17 protein-coding genes are annotated in these 16,570 nt (G+C 71.6%); 5 read left to right on the top strand and 12 right to left on the bottom strand.

Going from position 1 to position 16,570, the window contains the following annotated elements; translation table 11 throughout:
• Positions 1 to 43: 43 nt before the first annotated feature.
• Positions 44 to 1,510: a glycosyl hydrolase family 18 protein gene (locus KZ829_RS10480; RefSeq protein ID WP_220143628.1), complete on the bottom strand. Its 1,467-nt coding sequence runs from the start codon at positions 1,508 to 1,510 to the stop codon at positions 44 to 46.
• A 171-nt stretch (positions 1,511 to 1,681) separates the two neighbouring features.
• Between KZ829_RS10480 and KZ829_RS10485 the strand changes: the two genes are divergently transcribed.
• On the top strand, positions 1,682 to 2,155 hold the full coding sequence (locus KZ829_RS10485; protein ID WP_220143629.1) for a glutathione peroxidase: 474 nt from the start codon (positions 1,682 to 1,684) through the stop codon (positions 2,153 to 2,155).
• Complete coding sequence (locus KZ829_RS10490; RefSeq protein WP_183217310.1) at positions 2,152 to 2,829, top strand: DUF429 domain-containing protein; 678 nt, start codon at positions 2,152 to 2,154, stop codon at positions 2,827 to 2,829. The genes KZ829_RS10485 and KZ829_RS10490 overlap by 4 nt, the downstream gene beginning before the upstream one ends.
• Positions 2,830 to 3,012: 183 nt before the next feature.
• Here the strand turns inward: KZ829_RS10490 and proC are convergent, their stop codons facing one another.
• The 5 genes from proC to KZ829_RS10515 all read right to left on the bottom strand — a co-directional run bounded on the left by proC (position 3,013) and on the right by KZ829_RS10515 (position 8,486).
• Positions 3,013 to 3,822 carry a pyrroline-5-carboxylate reductase gene (proC, locus tag KZ829_RS10495; RefSeq protein ID WP_220143630.1) on the bottom strand — a complete coding sequence of 270 codons (810 nt, stop codon included), beginning with the start codon at positions 3,820 to 3,822 and terminating at the stop codon, positions 3,013 to 3,015.
• A 129-nt stretch (positions 3,823 to 3,951) separates the two neighbouring features.
• The gene (locus KZ829_RS10500; protein WP_220143631.1) at positions 3,952 to 4,980 is read right to left on the bottom strand and encodes a 6-phosphofructokinase; all 1,029 of its coding nucleotides are present in this window, start codon (positions 4,978 to 4,980) and stop codon (positions 3,952 to 3,954) included.
• 579 nt (positions 4,981 to 5,559) lie between these two features.
• Positions 5,560 to 7,038: a DHA2 family efflux MFS transporter permease subunit gene (locus KZ829_RS10505; RefSeq protein ID WP_220143632.1), complete on the bottom strand. Its 1,479-nt coding sequence runs from the start codon at positions 7,036 to 7,038 to the stop codon at positions 5,560 to 5,562.
• A 79-nt stretch (positions 7,039 to 7,117) separates the two neighbouring features.
• Entirely contained in the window at positions 7,118 to 7,609 is a 492-nt protein-coding gene (locus KZ829_RS10510; protein WP_220143633.1) for a polyadenylate-specific 3'-exoribonuclease AS, read from the bottom strand.
• 22 nt (positions 7,610 to 7,631) lie between these two features.
• On the bottom strand, positions 7,632 to 8,486 hold the full coding sequence (locus KZ829_RS10515) for a phosphotransferase enzyme family protein (RefSeq protein ID WP_220143634.1): 855 nt from the start codon (positions 8,484 to 8,486) through the stop codon (positions 7,632 to 7,634).
• Between the two features lie 237 nt (positions 8,487 to 8,723).
• Here KZ829_RS10515 and KZ829_RS10520 point away from each other — a divergent pair, with 237 nt between their 5' ends.
• Positions 8,724 to 9,413, top strand: a complete 690-nt coding sequence (locus tag KZ829_RS10520; protein WP_183217298.1) for a Crp/Fnr family transcriptional regulator — start codon at positions 8,724 to 8,726, stop codon at positions 9,411 to 9,413.
• Here the strand turns inward: KZ829_RS10520 and KZ829_RS10525 are convergent.
• Positions 9,410 to 10,087, bottom strand: coding sequence for a lysophospholipid acyltransferase family protein (locus KZ829_RS10525; protein ID WP_220143635.1), 678 nt, complete (start codon positions 10,085 to 10,087; stop codon positions 9,410 to 9,412). The two genes, KZ829_RS10520 and KZ829_RS10525, sit on opposite strands and share 4 nt — an antisense overlap.
• A 141-nt stretch (positions 10,088 to 10,228) precedes the next feature.
• Between KZ829_RS10525 and KZ829_RS10530 the strand changes: the two genes are divergently transcribed.
• Positions 10,229 to 11,023, top strand: coding sequence for a DUF308 domain-containing protein (locus KZ829_RS10530; protein ID WP_220143636.1), 795 nt, complete (start codon positions 10,229 to 10,231; stop codon positions 11,021 to 11,023).
• Between the two features lie 34 nt (positions 11,024 to 11,057).
• The gene (locus KZ829_RS10535; RefSeq protein ID WP_220143637.1) at positions 11,058 to 12,473 is read left to right on the top strand and encodes an alpha,alpha-trehalose-phosphate synthase (UDP-forming); all 1,416 of its coding nucleotides are present in this window, start codon (positions 11,058 to 11,060) and stop codon (positions 12,471 to 12,473) included.
• Here KZ829_RS10535 and KZ829_RS10540 read toward each other — a convergent pair.
• The 5 genes from KZ829_RS10540 to KZ829_RS10560 form a co-directional block, all read right to left on the bottom strand.
• Complete coding sequence (locus tag KZ829_RS10540) at positions 12,460 to 13,224, bottom strand: alpha/beta hydrolase (RefSeq protein ID WP_220143638.1); 765 nt, start codon at positions 13,222 to 13,224, stop codon at positions 12,460 to 12,462. The two genes, KZ829_RS10535 and KZ829_RS10540, sit on opposite strands and share 14 nt — an antisense overlap.
• A 49-nt stretch (positions 13,225 to 13,273) precedes the next feature.
• Positions 13,274 to 14,593 carry a flavin-containing monooxygenase gene (locus KZ829_RS10545; protein ID WP_220143639.1) on the bottom strand — a complete coding sequence of 440 codons (1,320 nt, stop codon included), beginning with the start codon at positions 14,591 to 14,593 and terminating at the stop codon, positions 13,274 to 13,276.
• A gap of 25 nt (positions 14,594 to 14,618) precedes the next feature.
• A complete protein-coding gene (locus tag KZ829_RS10550) occupies positions 14,619 to 15,314 on the bottom strand; it encodes an endonuclease/exonuclease/phosphatase family protein (protein ID WP_308285420.1) in 696 nt (231 codons plus the stop codon).
• Positions 15,315 to 15,323: 9 nt separating this feature from the next.
• A complete protein-coding gene (locus KZ829_RS10555) occupies positions 15,324 to 16,271 on the bottom strand; it encodes an ROK family glucokinase (protein ID WP_220143640.1) in 948 nt (315 codons plus the stop codon).
• A 26-nt stretch (positions 16,272 to 16,297) separates the two neighbouring features.
• Positions 16,298 to 16,570: hypothetical protein (locus KZ829_RS10560; RefSeq protein ID WP_220143641.1), on the bottom strand; the 273-nt coding region annotated here is incomplete at its 5' end.

The following is a 16,570-nucleotide window of genomic DNA, read 5'->3' on the forward strand; positions in this document are numbered from 1 at the left end:
GGGCCTGCGCCCGGTGCCCCCTTCGCGAGATGTATTACAGGTTCTACACGTTGTTCTTGATGGCGGTGATCAGCTCGCCGTTGGTGGTGTCACCGGAGAGCTCCCAGAAGAACGCGCCGCCGAGACCCTGGTTCTTCCCGTAGGTCATCTTGCCGGCGATGGTCGACGGGGTGTCGTAGCTCCACCAGTTGTTGCCGCAGAACGCGTACGCCGTACCGCCGACCGTACCGGTGGCCGGGCACTTGGTCTTCAGGACCTTGTAGTCCTCGATGCCGGTCTCGTAGGTGCCGGTGGCGCCGCCGGTCGCGCTGCCGCCCGGGGCGGCCTGGGTGACGCCGGTCCAGCCACGGCCGTAGAAGCCGATGCCGAGCAGGATCTTGCTGGCCGGAACGCCCTTGCTCTTCAGCTTCTGGATCGCGGCGTCGGAGTTGAAGCCCGCCGTCGGGATGCCGGCGTACGAGGTCAGCGGCGAGTGCGGGGCGGTCGGGCCCTGCGCGGCGAAGGCGCCGAAGTAGTCGTACGTCATCGGGAAGACCTTGTCGAGCTTCGCGATGCCGGCCGCGTAGTCGGCCACGTCGAGCTTGCCGCCGTTGCTGCCGTCGGCGGAGATCGCCGAGGTGATCAGGTTGCTGCTGCCGAACTTGTTGCGCAGCGCGGTCAGCACGTTGGCGTAGGAGGCCGGGCCACTGGCGTCGCAGGAGAGACCGCAGGAGTTCGGGTACTCCCAGTCGATGTCGATGCCGTCGAAGACGTCCGCCCAGCGCGGGTCCTCGACCAGGTTGTAGCAGCTGTCGGCGAAGGCGGTCGGGTTCGCGGCCGCCTGGGTGAAGCCGCCGGACCAGGTCCAGCCGCCGACCGAGTAGATCACCTTGAGGTGCGGGTACTTCTTCTTCAGCTTGCGGAGCTGGTTGAACGAGCCACGCAGCGGCTGGTCCCAGGTGTCCGCGACGCCGTCGACGCTCTCCGCGGCGGTGTACGCCTTCTCGTAGTCGGCGTAGGAGTCACCGATCGTGCACCGGCCGCCGGTGGTGTTGGCGAACGCGTACAGGATGTGGGTCAGCTTGGACGCCGAGCCCGAGGTGTCGATGTTCTTGACGTGGTAGCCGCGGCCGTAGACGCCCCACTCGGCGAAGTAGCCGACGAGCCACTTGTTGCCGGGGTTCACCGTCGGGCTGGTGGTCGGCGGCGTGGTCGGCGCCGTCGTCGGGGCGGTGGTGGGCGCGGTGGTCGGGGCCGTGGTCGGGTTGGTGGTGCCACCCTCACAGACGCCGCTGTCGGCCCAGACCGCCCACTCGGTGCTGCTGGTGGCCGGGGACTCGTTCTGGGTCCACCACTTGGCGGTGTAGTTGTGGCCGTTCTGCGAGGCGACGTTGCCCTTGACGTAGACGGCGGAAGAAGTCCATGCGGGGGCACATGCGGTGGCCGCTGACGCCGACACGACCGGAACCGCGACGCTGGCCGCGGTCACGACCGCGCCGGCGAACAGTGCCCGGCGGGTGGTTTTGTGCACGGGGATGTCTCCTCAACAGTTAGGAAACTTTCCAAAGAATTGGATGAAGAGACCGTAGTCACATCGATTAACACCAGTCAAGCCAGGTGAACACCTTTAAGGTCTCTTTAACAAAAGCCCGACGGCTACGACGGGGTGCAATCAAGCAGACACACCCAGTAGTCTTCGTTCATGACCATCTTCGACGTCAGTATTGGCGCCCTCACCGGTGGCGCGACCGAATTGGACCGTTACCGCGGATCGGTCGTGCTGGTGGTCAATGTGGCCTCTCGCTGCGGCCTGACCCCGCAGTACAGCGCATTGCAGAAGCTCTACGAAACCTACCGCGACCGTGGCCTCGTGCTGGTCGGCGTCCCATGCAACCAGTTCGGCGGCCAGGAGCCCGGCACCGCGGAACAGATCGAGCAGTTCTGCCGGACCGACTACGGCGTCACCTTTCCGGTGACCGAGAAGGTCGAGGTCAACGGAGCCGGCCGGCACCCGCTCTACCGGGAGCTGATCGGTGACGGCGGCGACATCGAGTGGAACTTCGAGAAGTTCGTGGTCGCCCCGGACGGGACGGTCGCCGCCCGCTTCGCCCCCGGCACCACGCCGGACGACGGCGAGCTGATCGCGACGATCGAGAAGCTGCTTCCGCATCGATGAGCATCCACGTCATCGGGGTCGACGCGTACGCGCTCGGCTGGGTCGGCGTCGAGTTGCGCGACGGCGCCTTCGGGCGGGCGGTGCTGGCCGCCACGCTCTACGAGATCGTGGCCGGCAGCTCCGGCGCCGCCGTCATCGGCGTGGACATCCCCCTCGGCATGCTCCCGGACCGCTGGCGCGCCGCCGACACCCTGGCCGCCGACCAACTCGGGCCACGCCGCGGCAGCGTCTTCCGGGTGCCGCCCCGCGCCGTCTGGCAGGAAGCCGACTTCACCTCGGCGAACCGCCTCTGCCGCGAGCTGACCGGGGCCGGCCTGAGCCGGCAGTCCTGGGCCCTGCGCCCCAAACTGCTCGAGGCGAACGCCATCTGGGAACGCCATCCCGGCCTGCTCTTCGAGGCCCACCCGGAGCTGTCCTTCCGGACCATGGCCGGCGAGCCGCTTCCCCACGCCAAAAAGACGTGGAGCGGCCAGGCACGCCGCCGCGAACTCCTGGCCCGCAACGGCATCGTCCTGCCGGAACGCCTCGGCCCGGCCGGTCAGGCGCCGCCCGACGACGTCCTGGACGCGGCCGCCGTCGCGTGGACCGCCCATCGGGTCGCCACCGGCACGGCCCTCAGCCACCCCAGCCCCCCGGAAGAGGAGAACGGCAGCCGCATCGCCATCTGGTATTGAAAACCCGTTTCCGGTACGGGACTCCCCGTCCCCGACCGCACGCCACGCCGTCGGAGTGGCGCACCGCGATCTCACTGCCCGGTCCCGCCCGCGAGGCGCTTCCGGGCGGAGATCGCGCCCCTTTCGCGATCTTGGACGTTCTCCCACCGGATTCGGTGGTCGAACATCCAAGATCGCCCGCGATCAGACCCCGCCCGCGATTTCGCGGGCCCGGTTGCGGGCCGCTTCCAGAGCGCCCATGAGGGCGGCCCGGACGCCGTGCTTCTCCAGCTCGTGGATGGCGGCGATGGTCGTACCCGCCGGGGAGGTGACCGCCTCGCGGAGCTTGACCGGGTGCTCGCCCGAGTCGCGCAGCATCACGGACGAGCCAATCGCGGTCTGCACGATCAGCTCGTGCGCCACCTGGCGGGGCAGGCCGAGCAGGACACCGGCATCGATCATCGCCTCGACCAGCAGGTAGAAGTAGGCCGGACCGGAGCCGGAGAGCGCGGTGACGGCGTCCTGCTGCGACTCGGGCACCCGGATGGTCACACCGAGCGGCTTGAACATCTCCTCGGCGACGGCCAGGTGCTCGTCGCCTGCGTGCGGGCCCGCCGAGATCGCGGTCATCGCCTGGTCGACCAGCGCCGGAGTGTTCGTCATGACCCGGACGACCGGGGTGCCCTCCGGCAGCCGGGCGGCGAAGAAGCTGGTGGGCAGGCCGGCGCAGAGCGACACGACCAGCTTGTCGGCCGCGATCCTCCCGCCGATCTCGTCGAGGAGCACGCCCGCGTCCTGTGGCTTCACCCCGACGGCCAGGATGTCGGCCCGGCTGACGGCCTCCGCGTTGTCGACGACCGTCACGCCGTACCGCTCGGCCAGCTCGGTGCCGCGGGCCGCCCGGCGGACGGTGACCAGCAGCCGCTCGGCGGGCCAGCCGGAGCGGAGCAGGCCGGAGAGGACGAGTTCACCCATCTTGCCGGCCCCGATGACCGCGACGGTTTGCTTGGGCAACGCAGACTCCTCGATCTCGGTTCCGGCCGGCTGTCAGTGCTGTCTCAACGCAGCTGAGACAGCACTGACAGCCAGCCGGGAAAACGCGGAATGCCGGGGACCGTACGGCCCCCGGCATTCTCCGGTTGATCAGTTGCCGAAGAAGACCTCGGCCTCTTCGTACCGCTCGATCGGAACGGTCTTCAGCTCGCCGGTGCCCTCGATCAGCGGGATCCGGACGACGTCGGTGCCCTTCAGCGCGACCATCTTGCCGAAGTCGCCCTCGTGCACGGCGTCGATCGCCTGCAGGCCGAAGCGGGTGGAGAGCACCCGGTCGAACGCGGTCGGGGTGCCACCGCGCTGGATGTGACCGAGGACGACCGTACGGGCCTCCTTGCCGGTCTTCTCCTCCAGCTGCTCGGCCAGCCACTGGCCGATGCCGCCGAGGCGGACGTGGCCGAAGCTGTCCAGCTCCTGGTTGTGCAGCACCATCTGGCCGTCGAGCGGCTGGGCGCCCTCCGCGACGACGACGATCGGCGCGTACTCCACCTGGAAGCGCTTGGTCACGTAGGTGGCGACCTGCTCGACGTCGAACTGGCGCTCCGGCAGCAGGATCACGTTCGCGCCACCGGCGAGGCCGGCGTGCAGCGCGATCCAGCCGGCGTGGCGGCCCATGACCTCGACGACCAGGGTGCGGTGGTGCGACTCGGCGGTGGTGTGCAGCCGGTCGATGGCCTCCATCGCGATGTTGACCGCGGTGTCGAAGCCGAAGGTGTAGTCGGTGCCGTTCAGGTCGTTGTCGATCGTCTTCGGCACGCCGACGACCTTGACACCCAGGTCGTGCAGCTTGGTCGCGACGCCGAGGGTGTCCTCGCCGCCGATCGCGACCAGCGCGTCCACGCCCTGCTCGGCCAGGTTGGCCTTGATCTTCTCGACACCACCCTCGATCTTGAACGGGTTGGTGCGCGAGGAGCCCAGGATGGTGCCGCCGCGGGGCAGGATGCCACGGACCTCAGCGATACCGAGCGGCTTGGTGAGACCCTCCAGCGGGCCCTTCCAGCCGTCGCGGAAGCCGACGAACTCGTGACCGTAAGCAGTCACGCCCTTACGGACCACGGCGCGGATGACCGCGTTGAGACCGGGGCAGTCGCCGCCACCGGTGAGCACGCCGATACGCATTATTCTTCCCCCTGGATCGGGTAGCGAAGTGCGGATAGCCCGTCGAGGCCCCAGGGACGATTTCGTCGGCAGCGTTGCCGGCCCGGGGCGGGCCCGCAATCGCACTCTAGTCGCCGTGCCTGACGGGGGTGAACGCGCCCCACAGAAACCGGGCCGTTTTCGCGCGGACCGCCACGATCGCGCCAAGCGCCGCGGCATCCCGGCGGAGAGAGGCCGAGAGCTGCGGGAACGACAGTGACCGCACACGCCGTGCCGGGCGTGAACGCCCGCCCGCGCTGTCCGGCCAGGCCGGGCAGACGGACGGGACCGCGTGTGCGGCGGCACCGCGTTGCGCACGCGGGGACGGCGACGGGGTCACACGATCAGTGATCGTGTGACCCCGTCGTTCGGTGCGGCCCGGAGACGGACCCGCGCATCAGCCCGGCGGCCGCGCCGCGGCCCGGTGGACCGCCTGGCTCGCGTGGCGCTCCGCGAGCGGCCGCTGTGCTTCTGCCGGCTTCGCCGCTCGTACCGGAAAGGGTGGAACGCGGGACCGGAAACCGAGGGTGACCGGCCCCGGAGAGCGTGGCCGGGCCGTCGTCAGTGGGCCATGGCCGGCGGAGCGTCCGGGTCGACGTCGAGCGGGCCGGTGCGGAAGAGCACCGCGGCGACGACGGCGGCCAGGACGAAGAACCCGGCCGACCACCAGAACACCGTGTGGTAGCTCTCCAGCGCGGCCTGGGCCTGGGCCAGCGGGGTCGGCTCCCGGCCGGCCATGTGGTCGGCGGCGGCGGTGGCGGCGAACGAGCTGAGCAGCGCCGTGCCGATGGAGCCGCCGATCTGCTGGACCGTGTTGATCATCGCGGAGGCGACGCCGGCGTCACGGTGCTCGACGCCGGAGGTGGCGGCGTTCTGGGTGGGCGCGAAGACCAGGCCGAGGCCGAGGCCGACGACGATCAGGCCGGGCAGGACGCCGGACACGTAGGTGGAGTCGAGCTCGAGGCGGGTCAGCAGGGTCATGCCGCCGGCCGCGATCAGGGCGCCGACCGGGACCAGCGGGCGCGGGCCGATCCTGGGGGCGAGCATCGATCCGGCGGTGGTGGCGGTGAGCATCACCGCGCCGAGCATCGGCAGGAAGGCCAGGCCGGTCTCGATCGGGGTGAACTGGAGGATGCCGGCCAGGTAGTAGGTGAGGAAGAGGAAGATGCCGAACATGCCGGCGCCGGCGATCGCGATGGAGGCGTAGGAGCCGCCGCGGTTGCGGTCGAGGACGACGCGCAGCGGCAGCAGCGGGTGCGTGGAGCGGCGCTCGATCAGCACGAAGGCGGTGAGCAGGACCAGGCCGGCGAGGATCGGGCCGAGGGTCGCGGTGCTGGTCCAGCCGTCGCTCTCGGCGTTGGCCAGGCCGAAGACGAGGGCCACCAGGCCGGCGACGGCGGTGATCGTGCCGGGGACGTCGATCCGGCCGTGCGCGGGGACCGGCTCGTCCCGCAGCTTCAGGAAGGCGCCGGCCACGGCGATCGCGGCGATCACCAGGTTGACGTAAAGGCACCAGCGCCAGGAGACGTACTCGGTGAGCACGCCGCCGAGCAGCAGGCCGATGCCGCCGCCCGCGCCGGAGATGGCGCCGAAGATGCCGAACGCCTTGCCGCGCTCGGCCGGCTCGGTGAACGTGGTGGACAGCAGCGACAGCGCGGCGGGGGCCAGCGCGGCGCCGAAGACGCCCTGGAGGGCGCGGGCCACGATGAGCAGTTCCAGGCTGCCCGCGGCGCCGCCGAGCGCGGAGGCCAGGGCGAAACCGACCAGGCCGATGACGAACATCCGCTTGCGGCCGAAGAAGTCGGAGAGCCGGCCGCCGAGCAGCAGCAGGCTGCCGAAGGCGAGGGCGTAACCGGTGACCACCCACTGCCGGCCGTGGTCGTCGAAGCCGATGTCGGCCTGGGCGGTGGGCAGAGCGATGTTCACGATCGTGGCGTCCAGCACGACCATGAGCTGCGCCAGCGCGAGCACCACGAGCGCCCACCAGCGCCCCGCCTCACGTTCGGTGGACGGCGGCCGATCAATAAGGGTGCTGCTCATGCAGGAGCCTTCCGAAGCTGAGTGGAGGTACGTCTCCGCTTCGGCAGGCCGCCGGCATAAGTTGAGGGATCTCCTCCGATTAGTTCCCGGCCATGGCGTTCCACCGGGCCAGGTTGTGCCGCGCGTCGACCAGGGCGTCGTGCCGGCCGGCCATCTCCGGCAGATGCGGGCGGCCCTGGTCGTCCCAGCGCTGGCGCAGGTCCTTGGTGAACCGTGGGATCTCCCGGGGCAGGGCCGGCATGGCGCCCCACAGCTGGGCGAGCGCGACGTGGTCGTAGGCCGCGTACCAGGCCCAGAGCTCCATCTGCTCGTTGCGGCCGCGGATCGGCTCGACCAGGAACTCGTACAGATCCTCGCGGATCCGTTCCCGGCTGCGCCACGCCCGGTCGGACGGTGACGGCAGCTTGTCGAGCACGTTGCGGCGCACCCAGGGCACGGCGCGGGAGTCGTCGAACTCGGTACTGACCGCGTAGAACTCCCGGCCGAACTCGTCGACGACACCGATCGAGACCAGGTCGACGATCCGGCCGTCCTCGATGAACTCGCAGTCATAGAAATAGCGGTAAGGCATCGGGGTCCATCCTGACCCATCGTCATCCGGGCATGGATTCCAGGGCCACCCTGGCGGCCTTCAGCGCGGCGGGGCTGCCGCGCCGGGCCGCCCGCTCGGCCAGCACGGCCCAGCGCAGCCGCAGCAGGACCGGCAGGGCGGCGTCCAGTTCGTCGGCGCCGACCGGCCCCGCGGCGCGGTAGCCGTCCAGCAGTTCGGCCGCCCGGTCCGGCCCGCCGGCGTAGGCGACCGCGGCGGCCACGTCGTACACCAGCGGGCCGGTGCCGCTCGTCCCGCAGTGCAGCAGCCCGAGCCGCCCGGTGAACTGATCGAGGACGAACGCGTCCGGCGCCGGATCGCCGTGCAGCACCCCGTAGGTGAGCTGATCGGTCACGGTCAGCCGGGTGGCCGCGGTGACCGCGGTGGTCACCGCCCCACGGAGCCAGGGCTCCGCGCCGAGATGGCCCGCGTCGGGTTCCGGCAGCCGCCACGGGCGCAGGCCCGGATGCCGAAAACCCTGGAGAACCCGGTGTACGGCGCCGAGGCGCTCACCCCACCACTGCTGATCGACCGGATCCCGCCCGTCCAGACAGCGGCCCGGGACCCGCCGCAGGACGGCCAGCGCCCCGAGCGGGATCTCGGCGGTGAGGGCGCCGCCGAGCGTGCGGACCGGCTGCCCCGCGTCGATCCGCCGGGCGCGCAGATGCTCGGCGGCGAGCAGCCCGGCCTCGAGGGCCTGCCGGGCGGCCGTCTCCACGAGCCGGGCCGTGTAGCGGGCGGCTCCCGCCACGAACTCCCAGCCGCGCGAGAGCAGGGCGGCCGGAAGCTCGGTCAGCTCGGTCGGCGTGAGGTGCCACTGGTCGCGCAGGGTCGATCGAAGTAGCTCGTCATCCGGCACTGCGGGATTATCTCGGCACAAGCCGCTAAAGCGACGGACAACATGGGCGACGGTCACTGTGCGAGATTGACGGTTTACAGAACGCTACTGAAGGGACATGATCGTACGAGGCGAGCCCCGATGTCCGTTTCGAAAATGGCGTTCGAGGCACGCTTCGTGCTAAGAGTGATCGTTCGCGTCGTGGGGCCGACGCCGGCTCATGGTCGACGCGGTCCCGACCGGGGGAGGGATAGCGCCGTGGACCATCGCTTGCCGGATTCCGGCGACGCGCTCACCGGCGTGGACATGTTCGCCGGTCTAGAGCCGGAGGTGCGCCAGCGTGTCGTGGCCGCGGCCGTCCCACGCCACTACCGCAAGGGCCAGATCCTCTTCGTGGAGCACGACCCCGGCGACTCGCTGATCATCATGAAGCGGGGCGCCGTCGCCGTCTTCCGGACCGCGCCGACCGGCGAGCGCGCGGTCCTCACCGTGGTCCGCCCACCCGACGTGCTGGGCGAGGTGTCCCTGCTGGACGCGTCGACCCGCAGCGCGTCGGCCGAGGCCATCGAGGACTCGCAGGCGCTCTCGCTGTCCCGGGTCGCCTTCATGGAGCTGGTCCACTCCAACCCGCGCATCCTGGACGCGGTGATGCGCTCGGTCGGCGGCCTGATCCGCCGCCTCACCGAGCAGAACGCCGATCACGTCTTCCTCGACCTGCCCGGCCGGGTGGCCAAGACCCTGGTCCGGCTCTCCGGGGAGAGCCAGGCGCCGATGATCACCATCGAGCTCAACCAGAGCCAGCTCGCCGAGATGGCCGGCGGCTCCCGGCAGAGCGTCAACCAGGCGATCGGCTCCTTCGCGAGCCGGGGCTGGCTGCGCACCGAGGGCCGGCGCATCGTCGTCACCGATGTGCAGGCCCTGCGTCGCCGCGCCGGGATGACCGGTTAGGCCGTCGGAGCCTTGAGCGTCGAGGCGTAGACGTCGACGTACTCGCGGCCCGAGAGCGTCATCAGCTCGTACATGATCTCGTCGGTGATGGCGCGTTCGACGAACCGGTCACCGCGCTGGTCGGCGTACCGGGAGAAGTCGAGCGGCGCGCCGATCCGGATCCGCACCCGCTTCACCGCCGGGACCATCGTCCCGGTCGGCTGGATCTCGTCGGTGTTCAGCAGCGCCACCGGCACGACCACGGCGCCGCTCTCCAGCGCCAGCCGGGCCACCCCGGTCTTGCCACGGTAGAGACGCCCGTCGGGCGAGCGGGTGCCCTCCGGATAAATGCCGGCCACGTTGCCCTCGCGCAGCACCCGCAGGAGGGTGTTCAGCGCCGCCTGGGCGGCCTCGCCGCCCGAACGGTCCACCGGGATCGTCCCCGCGCCGGTGAAGAACATCCGCGAGAACCAGCCCTTGATCCCCTTGCCGGTGAAGTATTCGGCCTTGGCGACGAAGGTCACTTTCCGCTTCATGATCAGCGGGGTGAAGATCGAGTCGGAGAACGAGAGGTGGTTGCAGGCGAGGATGACCGGACCCGAGCGGGGCACGTTCTTCAGGCCCTTCACCTCGGGGCGGAAGACGAGTCTCAGCAGTGGTCCGAGAACCACCAACTTCAGCAGCCAGTAGAACACTGACGTCCTTTCAGCGGATGCCGCGGGTGTCCGGGGCGACAGGAAGCGTACGAAGCGGGGGCGGCGCGCCACAACGCACTCCCGCAACAGGTGCCTGCCGTGTCACCATTCAAAGCACGGTCGGCAAGGGGGTGTGCATCGGTGACAGCGGGTGGAGCCCGTCGTGGGCGGCGCGACAACGGGCTCGACGCTGCCGACTACGCGGTGGCGGGTGACGTGGATCCACGGATCGGCGAGCATCTGCTCGACGTGCTGGCGGCCGGAGGGATCGCTGCGTACCTGCAGCCCACCGCGGATCTGAACCCGGTCCTGCGGGCGACCACACTGCCCGCCCGGCCGATCGACCGGCTCTATGTCGACCGCACCCGGCTGGAGACCGCCCGGGAGCACCTGCAGAAGGTGACCGGCGGGACACCGCCCACCCCGCCCGCGCCGCCGGCGCCGTCCGACCCACGGCCACAGGCCGAGGTGGACGAGGAGTGGGCGAAGATCATCGCGGGCTTCCACACCACCGTCGACGCCGAGACGGCTCCGTGGCCGGCCGCCGAGGACGCTCCGCCGCCCCCGGCCCGGCCGGTGACCGAGGAGGGCACACCGCACAACCGGCGGCGGACCGACCCGCCACCGCCGGAGCCGTCGATCCTCTACGGACTCGACACCTTCGGCAGCGATCTGCCCGCTGAGGACGACGAGGACGAGCGTTACATCCCGCCCCCTCCCCCACCCCTGCCGCACATCTCGAAGTACGCGATGATGGGCCTGCTGGGCGTCACGATCGGCTTCGTGCTGTTCCTCTTCCCCACACTCCTCCCGATCGACCGCAACCTGGTGCAACTGATCAGCTTCGCGGCGATCGTCGGCGGGGCGGTCACCCTGGTCTGGCGGCTGCGCTCGGGCGACGACGACGACGAGTTCGACGACGGCGCCGTCGTATAGACGGATACTGGTGTTCACCCCGTAACCTACGGTGATGCGTCAGAGTTCGCTCGTCGTCATCGCCAACCGTCTGCCCCTGGATGACAACGCCGCTCCGGACGGCGCCTGCGAGTGGCGCCGCAGCCCAGGTGGGCTGGCCAGCGCCCTGCACGCGATCCTGGAGCAGGCCCCGGCCACCTGGGTCGGCTGGGCCGGCGGGGTCGGCCCGGCACCGGCTCTGCCAGACGTCGGCACCCTGCGGTTACAACCCGTGTCGCTGACCGAGGACGAACTGCGCGGCTACTACGAGGGGTTCGCCAACTCGACCCTGTGGCCGCTCTACCACGACGCGGTGCAGCAGCCGACCTTCGACCGGGGCTGGTGGGAGACGTACCAAACGGTCAACCGCCGGTTCGCCGAGGCCGCCGCCGCCGTGGCGGAGCCGGGCGCCGCCGTCTGGGTGCAGGACTACCACCTCCAGCTGGTGCCGGCGATGCTCCGGGAACTGCGGCCGGACCTGCTGATCGGGTTCTTCATGCACGTGCCGTTCCCGCCGCCCGAGCTCTACATGCAACTGCCCCGGCGGGTCGAGCTGCTGCGCGGGATGCTCGGCGCGGACCTGGTCGGCTTCCAGCGGGAACAGGCCGCCCACAACGTCGCCCAGCTCGCCAAGAAGCTGCTCGGGGCGCACGCCACCGACGACGCGATCACGGTCGGCGGGCGGACCGTGCGGACCGGCGCGTTCCCGGTCTCCATCGACGTCGCCGAGATGCGGGCGCTGGCCACCCGGCCCGACGTGGTCACCCAGGCCGGGCAGCTGCGGCACAGTCTCGGTGCGCCGAAGCGGGTGCTGCTCAGCGTCGACCGGCTCGACTACACCAAGGGGATCGAGCACCGGCTCACGGCGTACAGCGAGTTGCTGCGGGACGGGTTCGTGAAGGTGCGGGACACGGTGATGGTCCAGGTGGCGGTGCCCAGCCGGGAACGGGTGGAGAGCTATCGGGACCTGCGCGACCGGATCGAGGGCGAGGTCGGCCGGATCAACGGCGAGTACGGCCGGGTCGGCGAACCGGCCATCCACTACCTGAACCAGCCGTTCGCCCGCTCCGACCTGGCCGCCCTCTACCTGACCGCGGACGTCATGGTGGTGACCCCACTACGGGACGGGATGAACCTGGTCGCCAAGGAGTTCGTGGCGGCCCGCGAGGACGGCGCCGGCGCCCTGGTGCTCAGCGAGTTCGCCGGCGCGGCCGCCGAACTGGAACAGGCCTTCCTGGTGAACCCGCACGACGTGGACGGGCTCAAGGCCACCCTGCTGCGGGCCATGGAGGCGGACGGCGAGGACCTGGCCGCCCGGATGTCGTCGATGCGCCGGCACCTCACCGAGCACGACATCATGGCCTGGGCGCGCGCCTACCTGAGCGCGCTGGACCACAGCGGCCGGCTGGCCGAGCGGCTCACAGCTCTTTGAGCAGCCAGTCCAGGACGGCGTCGATCGGCTCGGCCCAGCTCGGCTCCAGCATCAGGTAGTGGCCCATGCCGGGGAAGAGCAGCGGGGCCCCGCCGTAGCGGGCGGCCGCCCGGTCCAGGGCCGCCCGCGGCACCACCCGGTCGTCCGGGCTGCCGGCCACCAGGACCGGCGGTCCGCCGACCGGCTCCGGCAGGTCGGCCCGGCCGAACAGGTCGGCCCGCGGGCGGGCGCCGATCCGCTCCAGGTGCGCGGTGGCCTCCTCGCCGGGGACGTTCGCGCCGAACAGCTGCCTGGCGGAGAACCGCAGGCGGCCGCCGGCCAGCGCCGGGACGGTCCCGGCGGGGTTGCTGCGCAGCGCCGCGCCGAGCGCCGCCCAGCCGTCCAGCACCGGGGCCACCAGGACGGCCGCACGGGCCGGGTAGCGGCCCAGCGCCCGGGCCACCACGCGTGCGCCGGTGCCGTGGCCGATCAGCACCGTCTGGCGCGGCAGCGACGCCGCCACCTGCACCACGTCGTGCGCCTGGGCGCGCAGGTCGCCGCCGGTGCGCGGGGTGACGGCGTGGGCCGGGAAGCCGCGGGCCGCGACGTGCCCGAGCCAGTGCTCGGCGAACGCCCAGCCGCCGTGGCCGAGGCCGGGCACGAACAGCAGCGGCGGGCGGCCCTCGTCGGCCTCGGGCAGTTTCGAGACGACCTCACGCTCGGCGGGCGGCACCGGTTCCGCCCAGTCCTGGAACCGCAGGATCTCGCTCATGGGCGCACCTCCGCTTCGCTCCGGCGCCGACATGATCCCCATGGTTCGCTCACTTGACGCCCTCCAGACGGCCCAGGAGGCTCTCCACGGTCCGCAGGTAGTCGACGTGGTCCACCTCGAACCAGTGCCGCCTGGTGGGGACCACCCGGCGTCGCGACCACGAGGCCAGCGGCCGCTGTGACTCCTCCCGCTGTACGGCGGTCGCCCGCTCCGGGTCGGCGCCGTGCAGCCGCAGCCAGCGGGCCACCGCCACGCTCTGCCAGTGCGCCAGCGGGAACAGCCCGGCGTCCGGCTGGACCAGACCGACCACCGCGAGCGTCGGGTGTTTGCGGGCGAAGACGTGCAGGTGCAGGTCGGGGCGGCCGCGCTCGTCGATGTCCAGCAGTTCGGGGGCGAGGAAGTCGAAACGCGGGCGGTAGCCGGTGGCGGTGATCACCAGATGCGGTTGGATCCGGCGGCCGTCGGTCAGCTCCACGGCCTTGCCGTCGTAGCGGGACACGTCCGGGACCGCCTCGATCCGGCCGTGCCGCAGGTACTCCGGCAGCAGGCCGTTGACGACCGGGTGGCTCTCGGACGGGGCGTGCTCCGGCGCCGGGACGCCCCACCGGGTGAGGTCGGCGACGTCGCGGCGGTAGCGCCGCTGCCGCAGCCAGGCCGGGCCCTTCCGGTGCCGCACCTGGTCGGCGGGGCGGTCGCCGATGTACTTCGGGCCGTACCAGTAGCCGCGCCGGGTGGAGTGCCACACCCGCTCGGCGTGCTGGGCCGCCTCGACCACGATGTCGCAGCCGGTGTTGCCGCCGCCGATCACCAGCACCCGCCGGTCACGCAGCCGGGACGGGTCCTTGTACCCCGCCGCGTGGATGACCTGCCCGCTGAAGTCGCCGGGGATCTCCGGGCTGACCGGCGACCAGTTGTGCCCGTTGGCGATCACCACTGCCGCGTACCGCTGGACCCGGGACGAGCCGCCGCCGGTCGAGTTGATCGTGACGTCCCAGCGGCCGTCGCCGGCCGGGACGACGGACACGACCTCCATGCCGTACCAGATGTGGTCGCTCAGCCCGAAGTGCTTGGCGTACCGCTCGAGGTACTCCAGGACCCGGCTGTGGTGCGGGTAGTCGGGCCAGTGGTCCGGCATCGGGAAGTCGGGGAACTCGGTGAGCGGCCGGGAGGTGACCAGATGGGTGCCCGCGGAGACGGGGCTGCGGTCGTGACGCCAGTTCCACGCGCCGCCGACCGACGTCTCACGTTCGTAGCAGTCGACCGCGAAGCCCAGCTCGCGCAGGTTCTTGATGGCGGTCAGGCCGCTCGCGCCGGCGCCGATCACGCACACGGCGCCGCCACGGTCACCGAGGTCCGGGGAGTCTTGCACCCGGCGATCCTCGCAGACCGAAAGGCTAGGAGGAAGGGAGCAAAAGGTCCGCGACGATCGGTAGATGATCACTCGCGACGCGTGTCCGCTCGGTTGAGATGATCTCGTAACGTTCGATGGCCACGCCGGGGGTCACGAACAGCCCGTCGATGCGCCGGCTGGGCACCGCGGCCGGGAAGGTCGGCGCGTTCTCCGCCGACCCGAGCAGGCCGTCCTCGACCATCCGCCAGGCGCCGCCGCCGGGGCCCTCGTTCAGGTCGGCCGCGACGATCATCGGCCCCTCGATCCGGTCCAGCTCGGCCTTCCAGCACGCCGCCTGGGACGGGCGCTCGGCCGGGTCGGTGGCCAGGTGCGATCCGGACACCGTGAAGGTGGCGCCGCGGACCGCGCCCTCGGCGAACACCGCGCCGCGCAGATGCCGGCCCGGGGTCAACGGGTAGCGCATGCACCAGCTCCGCCGGATCTTCACCCGCAGGCTGACCAGCAGCAGGTTGCCCAGCGAGGGCAGGCCGCCCGCGGCCACCACGAGACCGGTCTCGGAGGCGAGCCGCGCGCATTTCTGCCGCCACCGGAACCGGCGCGGCGCCTCCTGCACGACGAGGACGTCCGGGGCCAGGTCACGGACCAGGCCGATCAACGCGGCCCGGTCGTCCCGCAACCCGTGGACGTTGTAACTGACCACACGCAGCGGAACCCCGGGCCCGCCCGCCACCCCGGACACCCCGCCTCCTCAGGCGCGTCGCGCCAGGTCGGCCGCGCCGACCACGCCGGCCGCGTTGCCCATCCGGGCGGCGTGCACCTCGGCCACCGGGAACCGGCCGCGGTTGGACAACTGCTCCCGGTACGCGCGTTCGATCGGCCCCATCAGCAGTGGCCCGGCGTCGACCACGCCCCCGCCGATCACCATGACCTGTGGGTCCACGCTCTGTGCCAGGTCCGCCAGGGCCACACCGAGCCAGTAGCCGACCTGGGCGAACGCGTCCGTCGCGACGCCGTCGCCGGCCCGCGCCGCCTCGGTGACCTGCCGGCCGGTGATCGCCAGGGGGTCGCCGCCGGCCAGCTCCAGCAGCTTGGCGGCCCGCTCCGGCTCCTGCCGCGCCCCGGTCCGGCCGAAGCGGACCAGCGCGTTGCCGCTCGCGTACTGCTCCAGGCAGCCGAGACGGCCGCAGCCGCACGGATGCCCGTCCGGGACCGCCTGGATGTGGCCCAGCTCGGCCGCGATGCCGTGAGCGCCGCGCCACAGACCGCCGTTCACCACGATCGCGCCGCCGATGCCGGTACCGACGGTGATCATCAACATCGACTCGGCGTGGAGGGCGACACCGAACCGGAACTCCGCCCAGGCGGCGACGTTGGCGTCGTTGTCCAGCACGACCGGCAGCCCGGTGGCCTTGCTCACGTACGACTGGAGGGGTTCGTCCCGCCAGGCCAGGTTCGGCGCGAAGAGCACCGTCGAGCCGGCCGCGTCGATCCACGCCGCCGCGCCGATCCCGATCGCCTTCGCGTCCGGGTACTGCGCCGCCAGCTCGGCGGCCACCTCGACGATCGTGTCCCGGGTCCCGGCGGGGTCGTCCGCCGGGGTCGGCCTGCGGTCCGACGCGAGCACGTTGCCCTGTTCGTCGACCACGCCACCGGCGACCTTGGTGCCGCCGACGTCGATTCCGATGGTCAGCGTCACGCTGCCCGTCCCCTCTACCAAACTGTTCACACCACGCCGCCGGAGCGGGCGCCGTCGCCCGGCTCCGTGCCGTGGTCCTCGGGCGCCGAAGCGCCCAGGTCATGATCCACGCTACGGTGCTCGGCCGCGTCGTCCGCGGCCGCCTCCGTGGCGCCCATGACCACTGTCCCGGACGAATCGGCCGTCGCCATCGCCCAGACGTCTCCCGTCACCCCGCCCGAACGAGGTGGTCCCGCGGCACGGGCCGCCGCGGCCCGCTCGACCGCCGCCGCCACCGCCCGCTCGGCGGCCGCCGCACG

The organism is Actinoplanes hulinensis (assembly GCF_019429605.1).
Classification (GTDB): domain Bacteria; phylum Actinomycetota; class Actinomycetes; order Mycobacteriales; family Micromonosporaceae; genus Actinoplanes; species Actinoplanes campanulatus.